General features: G+C 71.4%; 17 protein-coding genes and 1 riboswitch. Of the genes, 15 read left to right on the forward strand and 2 right to left on the reverse strand.

All coding sequences use genetic code 11. The features are described 5' to 3' along the window. Positions 1–18 precede the first annotated feature (18 nt). From clsA to EUA93_RS16305, 15 genes are all read left to right on the forward strand, one after another. On the forward strand, positions 19–618 hold the full coding sequence (clsA, locus tag EUA93_RS16235) for a cardiolipin synthase ClsA (RefSeq protein WP_129401366.1): 600 nt from the start codon (positions 19–21) through the stop codon (positions 616–618). Continuing rightward, a complete protein-coding gene (locus tag EUA93_RS16240) occupies positions 611–1,507 on the forward strand; it encodes a DUF881 domain-containing protein (protein WP_129401367.1) in 897 nt (298 codons plus the stop codon). The genes clsA and EUA93_RS16240 overlap by 8 nt, the downstream gene beginning before the upstream one ends. Next, complete coding sequence (locus tag EUA93_RS16245; protein ID WP_129401368.1) at positions 1,504–1,836, forward strand: small basic family protein; 333 nt, start codon at positions 1,504–1,506, stop codon at positions 1,834–1,836. The genes EUA93_RS16240 and EUA93_RS16245 overlap by 4 nt, the downstream gene beginning before the upstream one ends. Continuing rightward, positions 1,829–2,626: a DUF881 domain-containing protein gene (locus EUA93_RS16250; protein WP_129401369.1), complete on the forward strand. Its 798-nt coding sequence runs from the start codon at positions 1,829–1,831 to the stop codon at positions 2,624–2,626. Before EUA93_RS16245 ends, EUA93_RS16250 begins: the two co-directional genes overlap by 8 nt. A gap of 9 nt (positions 2,627–2,635) precedes the next feature. Next, positions 2,636–3,022, forward strand: a complete 387-nt coding sequence (gene gcvH, locus EUA93_RS16255) for a glycine cleavage system protein GcvH (RefSeq protein ID WP_129401370.1) — start codon at positions 2,636–2,638, stop codon at positions 3,020–3,022. A gap of 109 nt (positions 3,023–3,131) precedes the next feature. After that, positions 3,132–3,644, forward strand: coding sequence for an FHA domain-containing protein (locus tag EUA93_RS16260; protein ID WP_129401371.1), 513 nt, complete (start codon positions 3,132–3,134; stop codon positions 3,642–3,644). Positions 3,645–3,647: 3 nt separating this feature from the next. After that, on the forward strand, positions 3,648–4,388 hold the full coding sequence (gene ftsR / locus EUA93_RS16265) for a transcriptional regulator FtsR (protein ID WP_129401372.1): 741 nt from the start codon (positions 3,648–3,650) through the stop codon (positions 4,386–4,388). Between the two features lie 86 nt (positions 4,389–4,474). Then, positions 4,475–4,954 (forward strand): bifunctional nuclease family protein, encoded by a 480-nt coding sequence (locus tag EUA93_RS16270; protein WP_129401373.1) that lies wholly within the window; start codon positions 4,475–4,477, stop codon positions 4,952–4,954. Positions 4,955–5,230: 276 nt separating this feature from the next. After that, positions 5,231–5,800, forward strand: a complete 570-nt coding sequence (locus tag EUA93_RS16275) for a MerR family transcriptional regulator (protein WP_129401776.1) — start codon at positions 5,231–5,233, stop codon at positions 5,798–5,800. 117 nt (positions 5,801–5,917) lie between these two features. Further along, positions 5,918–6,037, forward strand: a riboswitch (glycine riboswitch). A 62-nt stretch (positions 6,038–6,099) separates the two neighbouring features. Continuing rightward, positions 6,100–8,970, forward strand: a complete 2,871-nt coding sequence (gene gcvP, locus EUA93_RS16280) for an aminomethyl-transferring glycine dehydrogenase (protein WP_129401374.1) — start codon at positions 6,100–6,102, stop codon at positions 8,968–8,970. Positions 8,971–9,002: 32 nt separating this feature from the next. Then, a complete protein-coding gene (locus EUA93_RS16285) occupies positions 9,003–10,274 on the forward strand; it encodes a serine hydrolase domain-containing protein (RefSeq protein WP_129401375.1) in 1,272 nt (423 codons plus the stop codon). 31 nt (positions 10,275–10,305) lie between these two features. Further along, positions 10,306–11,652: a glycoside hydrolase domain-containing protein gene (locus tag EUA93_RS16290; protein WP_129401376.1), complete on the forward strand. Its 1,347-nt coding sequence runs from the start codon at positions 10,306–10,308 to the stop codon at positions 11,650–11,652. Between the two features lie 102 nt (positions 11,653–11,754). After that, entirely contained in the window at positions 11,755–12,954 is a 1,200-nt protein-coding gene (locus EUA93_RS16295; protein ID WP_129401377.1) for an SHOCT domain-containing protein, read from the forward strand. Between the two features lies 1 nt (position 12,955). After that, positions 12,956–14,197 carry a TFIIB-type zinc ribbon-containing protein gene (locus tag EUA93_RS16300; RefSeq protein WP_129401378.1) on the forward strand — a complete coding sequence of 414 codons (1,242 nt, stop codon included), beginning with the start codon at positions 12,956–12,958 and terminating at the stop codon, positions 14,195–14,197. Continuing rightward, a complete protein-coding gene (locus tag EUA93_RS16305) occupies positions 14,194–14,487 on the forward strand; it encodes a hypothetical protein (protein ID WP_207208805.1) in 294 nt (97 codons plus the stop codon). The genes EUA93_RS16300 and EUA93_RS16305 overlap by 4 nt, the downstream gene beginning before the upstream one ends. 18 nt (positions 14,488–14,505) lie before the next feature. Here the strand turns inward: EUA93_RS16305 and EUA93_RS16310 are convergent, their stop codons facing one another. Continuing rightward, positions 14,506–15,900, reverse strand: a complete 1,395-nt coding sequence (locus tag EUA93_RS16310; RefSeq protein ID WP_129401379.1) for a metallopeptidase TldD-related protein — start codon at positions 15,898–15,900, stop codon at positions 14,506–14,508. Next, entirely contained in the window at positions 15,900–17,417 is a 1,518-nt protein-coding gene (locus tag EUA93_RS16315) for a TldD/PmbA family protein (protein WP_129401380.1), read from the reverse strand. The genes EUA93_RS16310 and EUA93_RS16315 overlap by 1 nt, the downstream gene beginning before the upstream one ends.

Raw genomic sequence — 17,417 nt, forward strand, 5'->3', positions numbered from 1 at the left:
GCTCGGTAGGGTTCGACCGTGCCAGAGGAAGCGTCCCGCGTCTGGACCGTGCCCAACGTCATCAGCGTGGTGCGGCTCGCAGGTGTGCCGTTGTTCCTGTGGCTGGTCCTGGGACCCGAGGCCGACGCGATCGCGCTCGTCGTGCTGATGGTGGCCGGCTTCACCGACTTCCTCGACGGCTGGCTCGCCCGGCGGCTCAACCAGTACTCCCAGCTCGGCGAGATCCTCGACCCGGTCGCGGACCGCCTCTACATCCTCGCGGTGGTCGTCGGGCTGTTCCTGCGCGACATCATCCCCTGGTGGGTCGCGGTCGCCCTGCCGCTGCGCGACCTGCTCCTGTGGGGCCTGGTGCCGATCCTGCGCACGCGCGGCTTCTCGGCGCTCCCGGTGCACTTCCTCGGCAAGGCGGCGACGTTCAACCTGCTCTACGCCTTCCCGCTGCTGCTGCTCGGCGAGGGCGACGGCATCGTCGCCACGCTCGCCCGCACCTTCGGCTGGGCGTTCGCCTGGTGGGGGATCGGCCTCTACTGGTGGGCCGGCGTGCTCTACGCGTGGCAGGTGCGCAAGCTGGTCCGCGACACACCACGGCGCACGTCGCCGGCCAGCGACCATGCCTGACACCCGACACGCCCGGGCCGGGACCCGCACCGACCTTCCCGACCACGTGACGACGCCGCTGCTGTCGCTCATCACCGCGCGCTCGATGGACGAGGACTACGCGCACGTCGCCCGGCAGCGGGCGGCGGCAGGAGTGGTGCGGGAGTCGCCGGGGCGTGGCCGACCGCACTGGGCCAGCCTGGTCGCGATCGGCGTGCTCGGCGTGATGGCCGCGATCGTGGCCGCGCAGACCGACCGCGAGGCAGAGGTCAACGAGCTGAGCCGGGCCGCCCTCGTGGAGCAGATCGACACCCGCCGCGACGAGGTGCGCGACCTGCAGCACGACGTCGGCGAGCTCACCCGGTCCAACGCGCAGGCCGCCAGCAACATCACCACCGTCCAGGGCCAGCTCGACGACATCGACAGCCGGGTGCGACGCGCGGAGCTCAACACCGGCTTCTCGGTGGTGCACGGCCCCGGCGTGCGGATCACCGTCGACAACCGTCCCGGGGTGGACGTCAACAGCGAGATCCGCGACGAGGACCTCGCCATCCTCGTCGACGGCCTGTTCGAGGCGGGCGCCGAGGCGATCGCGATCAACGACCAGCGGATCAACGCCCTCGGCGGCATCCGCAACACCAACCGCGCGATCCACGTCAACGGCCGCCCCGTCAACGCGCCCTACGTCGTCGCCGCCATCGGCGACCCGAAGACGCTCCAGGCCAGGCTGCTCGAGTCCAGCGAGGGGCAGGAGTGGTTCGCGCTCGTCAACGGCCTCGATTTCCTCTACACCCCGCAGAATGTGGACGACATCCGCCTTCCGGCTGCGCCCGAGAGGCCGTTGCGTGATGTGATCGAGGAGAATGCCGATCCGGACGGCACACCTGGAGGAGGGGGCAACGCGCCATGATCGCCGCGCTCGGACTGGTCTTCGGCGTCATCGCCGGCCTCCTGTTCGCCCCCGACGTGCCGCTGGGCCTGCAGAACTACCTGCCCATCGCCGTCGTGGCGGCGCTCGACGCCGTGTTCGGCGGCCTGCGTGCCTACCTCGACGGCATCTTCGACGACAAGGTCTTCGTCGTCTCGTTCGTGAGCAACGTCGTGATCGCCGCCGCGATCGTCTACCTCGGCGACCAGCTCGGCGTCGGCGCCCAGCTGACCACGGGAGTCGTCGTCGTCCTCGGCATCCGGATCTTCTCCAACGTGGCGGCCATCCGGAGGCACGTCTTCCATGCCTGACCAGCCCGACCAGCCCGACCAGCCTGACCAGCCCGACGCCACGCCCGGTCCACGGCCCGATCCCGAGAGCCCCGGTCGCGAACGCCTGCGCCACGCGTTCGTGAAGCCGTCGCGGCGACAGGGCGTCGTCGCGGTGCTGCTCGCCGTCCTCGGGTTCGCGTTCGTCGTCCAGGTGCAGGACACCGCAGCCAACGACACCTACGCCGGTCTGCGCGAGGGCGAGCTGATCCAGGTGCTCGACGGGCTCACCGGCACCGCCGAGCGGGCACGTCGCGAGGTCGACCGGCTCGAGGGACGGCGCGACGAGCTGAGCAACGAGAGCCAGGCGCGAGCCGCTGCGCTCGACGAGGCCGAGCAGCGCGTCCGGACGCTCAACATCATCGCCGGCCTGGTGCCCGTCTCCGGGCAGGGGCTGCGCATCACGATCACCGAGTCCACCAGCCGGGTCAGCGTCGGGTCGTTGCTCGACACGGTGCAGGAGCTGCGGACGGCCGGGGCCGAGGCGATGGAGCTCAACGACACGATCCGGCTGGGTGCCGACAGCTCGTTCGAGAACGCCGTGGGCGGGATCGAGCTCGACGACCAGCTCCTGGAGCCGCCCTACGTCCTCGACGTCATCGGCGACACCCACAACCTCCGGACCGCCCTCACGTTCTCGAGCGGTCCGGTCGAGACCCTCGAGACGCTCGACGGTGCCGGCGTGACGATCGAGGAGCTCGACAAGGTCGAGATCACGAGCGTCCGCGAGGCCCCGCGACCTGAGTATGCGGAGTTCGGCACGGGCCAGTAGCCTGCCGCCATGTATCCGGAGAACCTGAAGTACACCGCCGAACACGAGTGGGTCCGCACCCCCGGCGAGGCCGAGGGCTCGGTCCGGGTCGGCATCACCGACTTCGCGCAGGACGCCCTCGGCGACATCGTGTACGCCTCCCTGCCGCAGGTCGGCGACCAGGTCACGGCGGGGGAGACCTGTGGTGAGCTGGAGTCGACGAAGTCGGTCAGCGACATCTACGCGCCGGTGAGCGGCGAGGTCGTCGCGGTCAACACCGCGCTCGACTCCACGCCGGAGCTGGTCAACAGCGACCCCTACGAGGCCGGGTGGCTGTTCGAGGTCGGTGGCGCCGACGCCGCGCAGGTGGACGGGCTGATGGACGCCGCCGCCTACCAGGCCGGCCTGGACGGCTGACCAGCACACCGATTCCGGCTGCGGCTCATCACCGGGCTGATAGGTTCGGACCAACCATCAACCTCAACCCTCGGCTGAGGGTTGGGCGTCGATCCGTCGAGGAGCATCCATGCCGTTCTGCACCGCCTGTGGCAAGCAGAACCCCGACGACGCGCGCTTCTGTGCCCAGTGCGGCACGAAGCTGCTCGCCGGGGAGGACACCGGGTCGAGCCCGGTCGAGACCACAGCGACCATCACCTTCGGCGTGCCCGACCAGCGCGAGTCCTCCGACCGGCAGCTGAGCCCGGTCGACGCCGCCGCGGTCGACGCACTCCCCGAGGGCCACGCGCTCCTGGTCGTCCAGCGCGGCCCGAGCGCCGGTAGCCGGTTCCTCCTCGACGTGGACGTGGTCGGTGCGGGCCGGCACCCCGACAGCGAGATCTTCCTCGACGACGTGACCGTGTCGCGCCGGCACGCGGAGTTCCGCCGTACGGGCCCGGGCTACACCGTCAGCGACGTCGGCAGCCTCAACGGCACCTACGTCAACCGCGACCGGATCGACTCCGTCGAGCTCAACGACGGCGACGAGGTCCAGATCGGCAAGTACCGCCTCGTCTTCTTCTCCTCCCACCCGGACAACTGATCCGTGAGTGCCTCGACCTCTCCGGGCCCGAGTCGCGGCGCCCGCCTCACCATCGGGCAGGTCCTCGACCAGCTGCGCTCGGACTTCCCGGGCGTGACGATCTCGAAGATCCGCTTCCTGGAGGACCAGGGCCTGGTCAAGCCCGAGCGCACGCCCGCGGGCTACCGCAAGTTCTCCCCGCAGGACGTCGACCGGTTGCGCTACGTCCTGACGATGCAGCGCGACCACTACCTGCCGCACAAGGTGATCGGCGAGCACCTCGACGCGATCGACCGAGGCCTGGAGCCGCCGGCCATCGAGGGCGTCGTCCCCACCGTCCCCAAGGTCGCGCTCAGCGCCGACGGCCTGCCCAGCCCGGAGTCGTTCCGGCGCACGAGCGACCTGCGGCTCTCGCGACGTGAGCTGGTCAAGGTCGCCGACATCTCCGAGGAGCTGCTGGCCGAGCTGGAGCAGTTCGGCCTGGTCACGGCCCGCACCGGGACCGGGCACTTCGACTCCGACGCCCTCGTCGTCGCGCAGACCGCGCGCGAGCTGGCCGACTTCGGGTTCGAGCCGCGTCACCTCCGGGCGTTCAAGACCGCCGCCGACCGCGAGGTCGGCCTCGTCCAGCAGGTCGTGGCGCCCATCTCCCGCGGCCGCGACGCCGCCGCCAGTGCGAGGGCCGAGGACGCCACGTCCGAGATCGCGGCGCTGTCCGTGCGCCTCCACGCGACCCTGGTGAAGGTCGGGCTCGACCGCGGCTGAGCGGCCGGCCGGCCCTCGGCCCATCCTCGGCCCACCCCCGGCCCACCCCCGGCCTCGCGCAAGGGCCCCGTGGGTAGGGTGGCTGCATGCGTGAGATGGACGTCGTCGGAGTCCGCGTCGAGATGCCCTCCAACCAGCCGATCGTGCTCCTGCGCGAGGTCACGGGGGAGCGCTACCTGCCGATCTGGATCGGGGCCGTCGAGGCGACCGCGATCGCGTTCGCCCAGCAGGGGGTGACCCCGCCCCGGCCGCTGACGCACGACCTGATGCGCGACGTGCTGGCCGCCACCGGCCAGCGACTCGACGAGGTGCGCATCGTCGAGGTCCAGGACAACATCTTCTACGCCCAGCTCGTCTTCGACGGGGGCGCCGAGGTCGGCGCCCGGCCCTCGGACTCGATCGCCCTCGCGCTGCGCACCGGCACTCGGATCGTGTGCGCGGAGGCGGTGCTCGAGGAGGCCGGCCTGGCCGTGCCGGCCGAGCAGGAGGACGAGGTCGAGCGGTTCCGCGAGTTCCTCGACCACGTCTCGCCGGACGACTTCGAGTCGCCGGACAACCCGCAGTAGCCGTCCCAGCCGTCCCATCACTGCTCTCCAGCACCTCGAGAAACACTCACCCTCGACCTGAGGTCGAGGGTTGGCGACACGCCGGGGCCGTGGATGGACAACCCGGTGCCGCGGGCATACCTTGAACTGTCTCTGTTGTAACTCCACCGCTGTGGTTGTCGGTCCTCCGGCACCGGGGCGGGCCCTTCCCCCAGGAGTTACCGCTCAGCGGAGGAACTGACCTGGAGGGTCACTGTGGCTAGCAACGAGAACGACCCCGGCGCCGACGCCGCCGCGATCAAGGCTGCGGCCGACGCTGCGGACGCCGCCGAGGAGCAGGGACTGCTCTTCGACGACGACGTCTCCCCGCTGCCGAGCGACACCGGCTACCGCGGCCCGACCGCGTGCAACGCGGCCGGCATCACCTACCGCCAGCTCGACTACTGGGCCCGCACCGGCCTGGTGGAGCCGAGCGTGCGGGGTGCCGCGGGGTCCGGCTCCCAGCGCCTCTACTCCTTCCGCGACATCCTGATCCTCAAGGTCGTCAAGCGTCTCCTCGACGCCGGCATCTCGCTGCAGCAGATCCGCACCGCGACCGCCCACCTGCGCGAGCGCGGCACCGACGACCTGACGCGCGTGACGCTGATGAGCGACGGCGCCTCGGTCTACGAGTGCACCAGCAACGACGAGGTCATCGACCTCCTCCAGGGCGGGCAGGGCGTGTTCGGCATCGCCATCGGTGGTGTGTGGCGCGAGATCGAGGGCACCCTCGCCGAGCTGCCCAGCGAGCGCACCGCCGAGGAGCCGGCGGCACCGGTTGCCGGCGACGAGCTCGCCGCCCGTCGCGCCGCACGCCAGACGGGCTGACCCGCCCCGAGCGACCCGGATCCTCCACCCCGAACGACCGCAGAACCCGTCGAAGCCACCCGAAACACCGGGTGGCTTCGTCCATTTCTGTTGCGTATCGCTAAACTCGTGGTGCTGACATCCCATGCGGGAGAGTCACGCAGGCAGGCCCCGAGCAGTCGGGACGGACCGGCCGCCGTGCGCCGAAGGGGCAATTCCTCCCCGGAACCTCTCAGGCACCCGGACCGCATGGGTTGGCACTCTGGAGGTCACCCGGCCGACAGAGGGGGAGGTCCACCTCGTGACCTCTGGGAGCTCCTGTGACGGACGCCACCGCCAGCCCTTCGACGACGACGAGCGACGACCACCGGCTCGGTGAGTTCGTCGCGCGGCACATCGGCCCGGACGAGACGTCCGTGGCCCGCATGCTGGAGGCGGTGGGGCACGAGTCCCTCGAGTCGCTGATGTCGGCCGCCGTCCCCGGGGGCATCAGGTCCGCCGTCGCTCTGGACCTGCCCGATGCGCTGGACGAGGAGGCCACCGCCCGCGCGCTGCGCGCCCTCGCCGCGCAGAACCATCCGGCCGAGGCCATGATCGGCCTGGGCTACCACGCGACGATCACCCCGCCGGTGATCCGGCGCAACGTGCTCGAGGACCCGTCCTGGTACACCGCATACACGCCCTACCAGCCCGAGATCTCCCAGGGCCGCCTCGAGGCGCTGCTGAACTTCCAGACGGTCGTCGCCGACCTCACCGGGCTCCCCACCGCCAACGCCTCGCTCCTCGACGAGGGCACCGCCGCGGCCGAGGCGATGACGCTCGTACGTCGTGCGCAGCGCGGCGCGACCGGCCCCTTCGTGGTCGACGCGGACGCGCTCCCGCAGACGATCGACGTGATCCGCACCCGCGCCGAGGCGATGGGCATCGAGGTGGTCGTCGCCGACCTCTCGTCCGGCCTGCCGGACGGCGACTTGTGCGGCGTGCTGGTGCAGTACCCCGGCGCCAGCGGTGCCGTGCGCGACCCCCGTCCGGTGATCGACGCCACCCACGAGCGTGGTGGGCTGGCCGTCGTGGCTGCCGACATCCTGGCCCTCACCCTGCTCGAGGCGCCCGGCACCTTCGGCGCCGACGTGGTGGTCGGCTCGTCCCAGCGCTTCGGCGTACCCCTGTTCTACGGCGGCCCGCACGCGGGCTTCATGTCCGTCGCGGCGGGCCTCGAGCGGCACCTGCCCGGTCGTCTGGTCGGCGTCTCGGTCGACGCCGAGGGCCGCCCGGCCTACCGACTCGCCCTCCAGACCCGCGAGCAGCACATCCGCCGCGACAAGGCCACGTCCAACATCTGCACCGCGCAGGTGCTGCTCGCCGTGGTCGCCTCGATGTACGCCGTCTACCACGGACCCGAGGGGCTGCGACGGATCGCGCGGCGCACCCACGACCACGCCAGCCGGATCGCCGCCTCGCTGCGGGCCGGGGGAGTGGAGGTGGTCAACGAGACGTGGTTCGACACGCTCACCGTCGCCGTGCCGGGGCGCGCGGCCGACGTGGTGTCCGCCGCCCGCCAGGTCGGGCTGCACCTGCGCCTGGTCGACGCCGACCACGTCGGTGTCTCCACCTCCGAGCGCACCACCCACTCGACGGTCTCAGCAGTGCTCAGGTCGTTCGGCGTCGCCGCGGCTGACGACGTCGTGTCGGGGCTGCCGGAGGCCCTGGGCCGCACCACCGAGTTCCTCACCCACGAGGTCTTCAACTCCCACCGCAGCGAGACCCAGATGCTGCGCTACCTCGCCAGGCTCTCGAACCGCGACTACGCGCTCGACCGCGGCATGATCCCGCTGGGCTCGTGCACCATGAAGCTCAACGCGACCACCGAGATGGAGCCGGTGAGCCTGCCGGGCTTCGCGGACCTGCACCCGTTCGCCCCGGCCCAGGACGCCGCGGGCTACCGCGAGCTCGTCGACGACCTCGAGGGGTGGCTGGCCGAGGTCACCGGCTACGACACGGTCTCGGTGCAGCCGAACGCCGGGTCCCAGGGCGAGCTCGCCGGCCTGCTCGCGATCCGCGGCTACCACCACGGCAACGGGGACACGGGCCGCGACATCTGCCTGATCCCGTCCTCGGCCCACGGCACCAACGCCGCCTCCGCGGTCATGGCGGGCATGAAGGTGGTCGTGGTGAAGGCCGCCGACGACGGCTCGGTCGACCTCGACGACCTGCGGGCCAAGTGCGACCAGCACGCCGACACGCTCGCCGCGATCATGGTGACGTACCCCTCGACCCACGGGGCCTACGAGGACACCATCACCGACCTCTGCAAGATCGTGCACGACCACGGCGGCCAGGTCTACGTCGACGGCGCCAACCTCAACGCGCTGCTGGGCTTCGCCCGGCCCGGTGAGTTCGGCGGCGACGTGTCCCACCTCAACCTCCACAAGACGTTCTGCATCCCGCACGGCGGCGGCGGCCCCGGCGTCGGCCCGGTCGCCGTCCGCGCCCACCTCGCGCCGTACCTCCCCTCCCACGGCTGGCACCCGGAGGAGCAGAAGCGCGCCGGCATCGGTCCGATCAGCGCCGCGCCCTACGGCTCGGCCGGGATCCTGCCGATCACCTGGGCCTACATCCGGATGATGGGAGCCGAGGGGCTCACCCGTGCGACCGCCGTCGCGGTGCTGTCGGCCAACTACATCGCCACCCGACTCGGGGAGCACTTCCCGGTCCTCTACCGCGGCCACGGCGACCTCGTCGCCCACGAGTGCATCCTCGACCTGCGCCCGCTGACCAAGGCCAGCGGCGTGAGCGTCGACGACGTCGCCAAGCGCCTCGTCGACTACGGCTTCCACGCGCCGACCATGTCGTTCCCGGTCGCCGGGACGCTGATGGTCGAGCCGACCGAGTCCGAGGACCTCGCCGAGATCGACCGCTTCTGCGACGCGATGATCGCCATCCGCGGCGAGATCGCCCGCGTCGAGGCGGGGGAGTGGGCGCCCGAGGACTCGCCGTTGCGGCACGCGCCGCACACGGCTCGTGCGCTCGTCGGAGAGTGGGACCGCGCCTACTCCCGCGAGGTCGGCGTCTTCCCGCAGGGCGTCGACCCCGACAAGTACTGGCCGCCGGTGGCCCGGATCGACCAGGCCTACGGCGACCGGAACCTCGTGTGCGCCTGCCCGCCGCCGGAGGCCTTCGCCCAGGACTGACGTCGATGGCGCGGTGGCTCTAGGGTCCTGCCGTGAGCGATCAGCGTCAGCGACTCCTCGACGTCGCCCAGGCCGAGGGCCGGTTGACCTCCGTGGTCGGCGCGGTCCTCGACCGCTACGGCGCGGTCTGGGCCGGCGGCGCGGGCGACGCGCCGGGCCTCGACGGGCAGTACCGGATCGGCTCGATCACCAAGACGTTGACCGCCGTCCTGGTGATGCAGGCGCGCGACTCCGGGGTGCTCGACCTGTCGGACCCGCTGTCGGCCCACCTCGGCGACGTCGGCTACGGCGAGACCACGATCCGCGACGTCCTGGCGCACACCTCCGGCATGCAGAGCGAGCCGCGGGGCCCGTGGTGGGAGCGGACCCGCGGCTCCGACTTCTCCGCCCTGGCTGCCGCGAACGACGGCTCGGGTCGCGTGGCCCGGGCCGGCGACTGGTTCCACTACTCCAACCTCGGCTACGGGCTCCTCGGCGAGGTGGTCGCCCGTCGACTCGGCGCGCCGTGGCGCGTGCTGGTCGCGGAACGGCTGCTGCAGCCGCTGGGCATGCGGGCGACGTCGTACCTCCCGCGGCCGGGGGCGCAGCCGGGCTGGAGCGTGGACCACTTCACCGGCATCCGCATGCACGAGCCCCTCACCGACACCGGTGCGATGGCCGCGGCCGGCCAGCTCTGGTCCACGCTCGGCGACCTCGTCACGTGGGGGCAGGTGCTCGGCGGGTCGCGCCCCGACGTGCTGCCTGCTGCCACGCTGGCGGAGATGCAGCGGCCCGTCACCCCCGACCACGGGCTCGGCCTGATGCTCGGCGTGCACCCCGGCGGCCGCCTCATCGGGCACAACGGCTCGATGCCCGGCTTCCTGGCCGCCCTCTACGTCGACCCTGACAGCGGGATCGGCGCCGCCGTCCTGACGAACGCCACGACCGGGATCGATCCGCGTGACCTCGCGATCTCGCTCATCGAGGGCGATCCGGACGCCGCGGACGAGCGTCCGCCACCGTGGCGGCCCACCCTCGAGCTGCCCGGCGAGGTGCTCGGGGTCCCGGGCCTGTGGTTCTGGGGCAACTCCGCCTACGACGTGCGGTGGCACAACTCCGGGCTGGAGCTGCGGCCGATCGCGCGCGGGGGAGCGGTGAGCGACCGCTTCGAGCTCGTCGACGGGCGGCTGGTCGGCGTCCTGGGCTACCACCGTGGCGAGCACCTCCGCGTCGTACGACGTCCGGACGGGTCGATCCGCAACCTCGAGTGCGCCTCGTTCGTCTACACACGGAGGCCCTACGACCCCGAGCCCGGGCTCGGCTAGGGTCGGCCACCCACAGATCTCGGGGGAGACCATGCGCGCCAACCTGCACGTCAACCTGCACCGCCCTGCCCGCCTCGCCGTCGTGGCGGCCGTCGTCGTCGCCTTCTGCGCCACGCTGCTCACCGGCGGCAGCGCTGATGCCGCGCCCCGCGGCAAGGACGGCCTCACCGGCTACGCCTTCGACGCGCGGTGCGCGCCGACCCAGGAGCAGATGGACGCCTGGCTGACCTCGTCGCCGTTCTGGGGCGTCGGGGTCTACATCGGCGGGTCGACGGCGTCGTGCCGCACCACGGAGACCGATCCCGGCCAGCCGCACCTCGACGCCACCTGGGTGTCGCGTCAGCGGTCCGCCGGCTGGCGGGTGCTGCCGATCTGGGTCGGGCCGCAGGCCGCGTGCTCGGCCTACGGGGACCTGATCGACCCGAACCCGGCGGGCGAGTACGCCGCCGCTGACGCACGCGGCCGGGCCGAGGCCACCGCCGCCGTGGCCCGGGCCCGCGAGCTGGGCGTCGCGTCCCGCACGACGCTCTGGTACGACCTCGAGGGCGGCTTCGACGTCGCCGACGAGGACTGCCGGCGCTCGGCGCTGCGGTTCCTCAGCGGCTGGACCGAGGCCCTCCACGACCTCCGGTACCGCTCGGGCGTCTACTCCAGCATCTCCGCCGGCATCCACGTCCTCGACAACGCCGACAACCTCTCGCCGGGGTCGTACGCCATGCCCGACCAGGTCTGGTTCGCGTGGGACAACAACCGGGCCGACGTCGACGTCGACCCCCGCTGGGTCCGCAAGGACAGCTGGGAGGGCGAGCGGGTGCACCAGTACCAGCTGCACACCGCGGCCACCTACGGCGGAGTCCCGCTGACGATCGACCGCAACTTCCTCGAGCTCGACGCCGGCTCGCAGGCGCCGCGCACGCTCCTGGCGTGCGGGCGCACCGACCTCGACCTCCGGTCGTACCCCCGCCTCCGCACCGGTCGCAGCGGTGACGCGGTGAAGGCGCTCCAGTGCCTGCTGCGGAAGCACGCCGGCTACCGCGCGCGCCTCGACGGGCGCTACGACGCCCAGGTCGCCCGCGCGGTGACGAAGTTCCAGCGCCGCCACGACCTGGAGCGGACCGGGAGGACCGACCCCGCGACGTGGACCGCCCTGTTCGCCCGGGGGTCGAAGCCGCTGATGAAGGTGGGCTCCTCCGGCGACGCCGCGCTCCGGCTCCAGCGAGCGCTGCGCGCCTCCGGCCCCCGCTCGGTGAAGGTCACGGGAGTCGTCACGGACCGGACGACCCGGGCCGTCGCCCGCTACCAGCGCCGCCTCGGGCTCGACGCCACCGGAGTCGTCACGACCGACACCTGGAAGGCCCTCCAGACCGGCGCGCACTGACCGGCGTTTCCCGCCTCGTTTCGGCTGCCGCGCCGCAGGGCTGGGGCTAGTGTTGCCGCCGGGCGCATCCATGGCGCACCGCATCCGTCAAAGGGGAATGACATGGGACTGTTCCAGGCTGTCAGCGGCGCCATCGGAGGCACGCTCGCCGACCAGTGGCTCGACTTCTACGGCGTGCCGGACGGGCTCCCCGCCACCGCAGCGCTGTTCCCGGCGGTGGCCAAGGGGCAGAACGCCGGGCGCGGCAGCAACACCCGCGGCTCCGAGGGCGTGATCACCAACGGCTCGAAGATCGTCGTGCCCGAGGGCTACGGACTCGTCCTGGTCGAGGACGGCGCCTTCACCGGCTTCGCCGCCCAGCCCGGCGGCTACATCTGGGACTCGGAGGAATCCGCGTCGCAGTCGGTCTTCTCCGGAGGCGGCCTGGTCGACTCGCTCATCAAGCAGAGCTGGGAGCGCTTCAAGTTCGGTGGTCGCCCCGGCTCGCAGCAGACCGCGATCTTCGTCGCGCTCAAGGAGCTGCCCAACAACAAGTTCGGCACCCAGTCGGAGATCTACTGGGACGACGCGTTCCTCAACACGCAGGTCGGCGCGATCACCCGCGGGACCTACACGCTGAAGATCAGCGACCCGCTGACCTTCATCCGCAACTTCGTCTCCGCGGCCGTCATCAACGGCCACGGCGTCTTCGACTTCACCGACATCGACAACCCGGCCGGTGAGCAGCTCTTCAACGAGGTCGTCGGCTCGCTCGCGCCGGCGTTCTCGATGTACACCAACGACCCGGCCAAGGGCAACCGGATCGCGCGGCTCCAGCAGGACTCCATCGGCTTCGCGCAGTCGCTCTCGGCAGCGGTCGAGCAGAACTACCAGTGGCGCAGCGACCGCGGGCTCGAGATCGTCAAGACCGCGATCATCTCGATCGAGTACGACGAGAACACTCGCGAGCTGCTGAAGAACGTCCAGCGTGCCGATGCCCTCTCCGGCCAGCGCGGCAACTCCAACCTGCAGGCGTCGGTCGCCGCGGGCATCGAGTCGGCGGGCGAGAACGCCGGTCCCGGCGGAGTCATCGGGATGGGCATGGCGACCGGCGGGATGGGACTCGGCGGCCTCCAGCAGCCGGCGGGCCAGCCCGCACCGGCGGCACCTGCCGCCCCGGCCGCCGCCGCACCGGCAGCGCCTGCCGAGCCTGCCGTCGACGACCCGATGGCGGTGCTCAAGCGGGCCAAGGACATGCTCGACGCCGGGCTCATCACCCAGGAGGACTACGACGCGGCGAAGGCCAAGGCGCTCGGTCTCTGAGATGACCGAGGAGAACAAGCCCTTCGACGGTCCGCCCCTCTCGCTGGAGGAGGAGCTCGCCGCCGCCCGCGCCGAGCCCGAGGCCGGTCCGGACATCAAGACCGTCAACGAGGACCTGGCCGACGGCGTCAACCGCTGTCCCAAGTGCGGGTCCACCGACGTCCGGCTGCGCGGGTCGACCGGGATGCTCGTGTGCCTGTTCTGCCGCAACGAGTGGCAGGAGTCGCGGGTCGAGGAGGAGTTCGGCCTCGGCGAGGGGATCGACGACCTGCAGGGCACCGTCATCGCCGGCGGCGCCGAGGAGATCGACGACGACGCCAACGCCGTCGTCACCCTGAAGTGCGGGGGATGCGGCGCCGAGGTGGTCGTCGACACCGCGCACGCGATGAACGCGCGCTGCCACTGGTGCCGCCACACCCTCAACATCCAGCAGCAGATGCCCAACGGCGCCGTGCCCGATGCGGTCCTGCCGTTCCGGCTCACGCACGACGAGGCGGTCACGAGGATCCGCGAGTTCGCCTCGAAGCGACAGCTCTTCGCGCACCCGCGCTTCAAGAAGGAGTTCGTCCCGGAGAACGTGCTCGGTGTCTACCTGCCCTACCTCGTGATCGACGCGCGCGCCGAGGCGACGTACGCCGGCACGGGCGAGGTGCAGACGCGCCGTTGGACGGAGAAGCACGGCGACAACAGCACCACCTACTACGCCGCCGACGTCTTCAAGGTCGACCGCACGGTGCAGTTCACCGTCGACGACCTCACCATCGAGGGCGCCGCCGACCGGGCCAGCAAGGACGAGTCGAAGACGAACAACATCGTCAACACCGTCCTGCCGTTCGACACGAAGAACGCCGTGAAGTGGAACTCCAGCTATCTCGTGGGCTTCACCAGCGAGAAGCGCGACCTCGACGTGGACGACCTCCAGCCGGTGCTCCAGGACCAGCTGCTGTCGATCGGTCGGTCGCAGGTCGAGGGCTCGATCGCCGAGTTCGACCGCGGCGTGCGGTGGGAGCAGGAGGGCCTCGACGTCGGTGGCTCGCGGTGGGTCTCGATGTACCTCCCGGTCTGGGTCTACTCCTACTTCCAGGAGGACACGAAGATGCTCCACTACATCGCCGTCAACGCGCGCACGGGCGAGACGATGGGCAGCGTGCCGGTCTCGCAGTGGCGGCTCGTCCTCGCCGCGCTGACCGTCGGCACGTTCCTCGAGGGCATTGCAGGCGTGCTCCTGGTGGCGCTGTCGTGACCGCCCTGGTGAGCGGGGTCGTCCTCGACGTCGTGGTGATGGCCTCCGATGGTCCTCCGGTCTGGCTGCTCGCGGCCGGCCCCGCGGGCGCGGTGGCGACCTACTGGGCGCTGTTCCGCTACTACCGCAACACCGACAAGTCGCACTCCTACGAGCGCGACACGATCATCGAGGCGAAGCCGGTGCAGGGCGGGCGGGAGAAGATCGACCACATCTCCAAGACCCGCAGGTCCGGCATCGACGGTGACAACAGCTCGCGCCACCGCCAGCGGGTCAACCGCCTGCGCTGACGCCGTACGACGAGGGGCTCAGACGCCCTGCGAGACGCTCGACATGTTGAAGTCGGGGATCCGCAGGGCGGGCGTCGCGGTGCGCGAGAAGTAGTCGTCGCCCCACTCGCGGCTGAAGCTCGGGACCGTGGCGGTGGCGGCGTTGAACCGGTTGAGCAGGTCGATCGGGCTCTCGTTCCACCGGAAGTTGTTGGCCGCGCCCACGATCTCGCCGTCCTCGACGACGTAGACCCCGTCGCGCGTGAGGCCGGTGAGCAGCATCGTCTGCGGGTCCACCTCACGGATGTACCAGAGGCAGGTCAGGAGCAGGCCGCGGCGGGTGGCGGCGACCAGGTCGTCGATCGTGCCGGCGCCGTCGCCCACCTCGAGGACGAGGTTGTCGATCATCGGCGTGACGGGCTGGCCGGTCATGCCCGCCGAGTGCCGCGTCTGCAGCAGACCGGTCAGCAGGCCGTCCTGGATCCAGTCGGTGCGCTCGAGCGGCAGACCGTTGTCGAAGACGGAGTCGGTGTTGTCCGACGCGCCGGCCATCACGAACGGCGCGCACTCCAGGCCGGGGTAGGCCGGGTCGGAGAAGAGGCTGACGCCCGGGGCGGCCACCTTGTCGTGGATGCGGGTGCCTCCGCCTCGGCGGCTGTAGACGGACTCGCCCTCGTGGGCGACGCGCGCGCCGGCGCCCCAGTAGGCGTCGATCATCAGGTCGGCGACCGACGACGGGGGCAGGATGGTGTCGTAGCGGCCGGCCGGCAGGTCGATGCGCCGCTCGGCCCACGCGAGCCGCTGGGCGACGGTCGCGGCCATCGTGGCGGCGTCGACGTCGCTGAAGTCGCGTGTCGCACCTCCGGTCCAGGCGCTGCGGGTGAGCGAGGTGTCCTTGGCGGTGCAGGCGTAGTGTCCGGTCGGCTGCACGTGGCGCAGCCGGAGCCCGCGCGTCGAGCCGAGGTAGGTCGTCGTCACGTCGTGGTTGACGAAGCCGTAGAGCAGGCGGTCCTCCGCGGAGGCCTGGCCGAAGGCGTCGCCGAGGGCGGGCGCGAACGCGTCGTAGACCCCGATGTCGGTGGTGGCGGGGGAGTCGTCCCAGTCGGCGGAGGTGCGTTCGCCGACGAGGTCGGCGGCGTCCTCCGAGGGGGAGCCGGCCCGGGCGGCCGCGTCGGCCGCCTCGACGAGGGCGGTGACCTGGTCGGTCGTCGCGGCGCTGCCGGACACCGAGCCCGTCGCGATGCCGCCGTCGACGGAGGCGAAGCTCACGATCGTCACCGACACCTCGGTCATCACGCCGTTGGTGGTGAGGGTGTTGTTGGCCCAGCGCAGGTTGGCGCTGGTGACGTCGCGGACGATGGCGATGCAGTCGTCGGCGCGCGACGTCGTGAGCGCGTGCTCGACGAGCTGCTGCGCGGTGGTGGAGCTGGTCATCAGTGGCCTGCCTCGTCGATGGTGTTGAGGATGTTGACGCCCCGGAACAGGGCGCTCGGGCAGCCGTGGCTGACGGCCGCCACCTGTCCCGGTTGGGCCTTGCCGCAGTTGAACGCCCCGCCGAGCACCCAGGTGTCGGGACCGCCGACGGCCTCCATGGACCCCCAGAAGTCGGTGGTGGTGGCCTGGTAGGCGACGTCGCGGAGCATCCCGTCGAGCGCGCCGTCGGTGATCTTGTAGAACCGCTGGCCCGTGAACTGGAAGTTGAAGCGCTGCATGTCGATCGACCACGACTTGTCGCCGACGACGTAGATGCCGCGCTCGACCTTCCCGATCAGGTCGTCGGTGGACAGGTCGTCGGTGCCGGGCATGAGGGAGACGTTGGCCATCCGCTGGATCGGGATGTGCCCGGGGGAGTCGGCATAGGCGCAGCCGTTGGAACGGCCGTCGTTGAGCTCGGGCTTGAGGTGGCCCATCGAGCGGTCGAGCTGGTAGCCCACGAGGATGCCGTCGCGCACGATGTCCCAGGTCTGCGTCTCGACGCCCTCGTCGTCGTACCCGACCGTGGCGAGCCCGTGCTCCAGGGTGCGGTCGCCCTGGACGTTCATCACGGGCGAGCCGTAGTGCAGGGTGCCGAGCTTGTCGTAGGTGGCGAACGACGTCCCGGCGTAGTTGGCCTCGTAGCCGAGGGCGCGGTCGAGCTCGGTCGCGTGGCCGATCGACTCGTGGATGGTGAGCCAGAGGTTCGAGGGGTCGACGACGAGGTCGTAGGCACCGGCCTCGACGCTGGGGGCCTTGAGCTTCTCGCCCAGCAGGTCCGGGACCTCGGCGATCTCGGCGTCCCAGTCCCAGTGCGATCCGGTGAGGTACTCCCACCCGCGACCCACCGGCGGCGCGACCGACGCCATCGAGTCGAAGATGCCGGTGTCGGCGTCCTCGCCGGTGGCCTCGAACCCGGGCTGGAGGCGTACGCGCTGCTGCGTGGTGCGGGTGCCGGACAGGTCGGCGTAGTACTTGTTCTCCTGCACCTGCTGGAGGAAGGCGGTCGCGTGCGCCACGACGCCCGTGCGCAGGCGCTGGGTCCAGTCGACGAGCAGGTCGGCCTTCTCCCGGGTGGGCACCTCGAGCGGGTTCACCTCGTAGCCAGAGATCCAGGTGACGTCGTCGTGGACCGGCTCCGGCGCGAGCTCGACCGGGGTCGTGGTCATCGCGGCGGCGACCTTGGCGACGGCCACCGCTGTCTCGGCGACCCGTCGTGCCTCCTCGTCGGTCAGGACCACTCCGGAGGCGAAGCCCCAGGCCCCGCCGTGCACCACTCGGACGGCGAAGCCGAGGTCCTCGGCGTCGCTGGAGGTCTGGAGCACGCCGTCGCGTGCGCCGAGGTACTGGTACCGGTTGCGCTCGAAGCGGAAGTCCGCGTGACTGGCGCCGAGCTCCTGGGCTCGGGCCAGGGCCACGTCGCCGAGGCGACGGTGCGGCGTGTCGGAGAAGGTCGGGTCGAGCCCGGGCGCACTCAT

This window comes from Nocardioides oleivorans (assembly GCF_004137255.1).
In the GTDB taxonomy this organism is placed as follows: domain Bacteria; phylum Actinomycetota; class Actinomycetes; order Propionibacteriales; family Nocardioidaceae; genus Nocardioides; species Nocardioides oleivorans.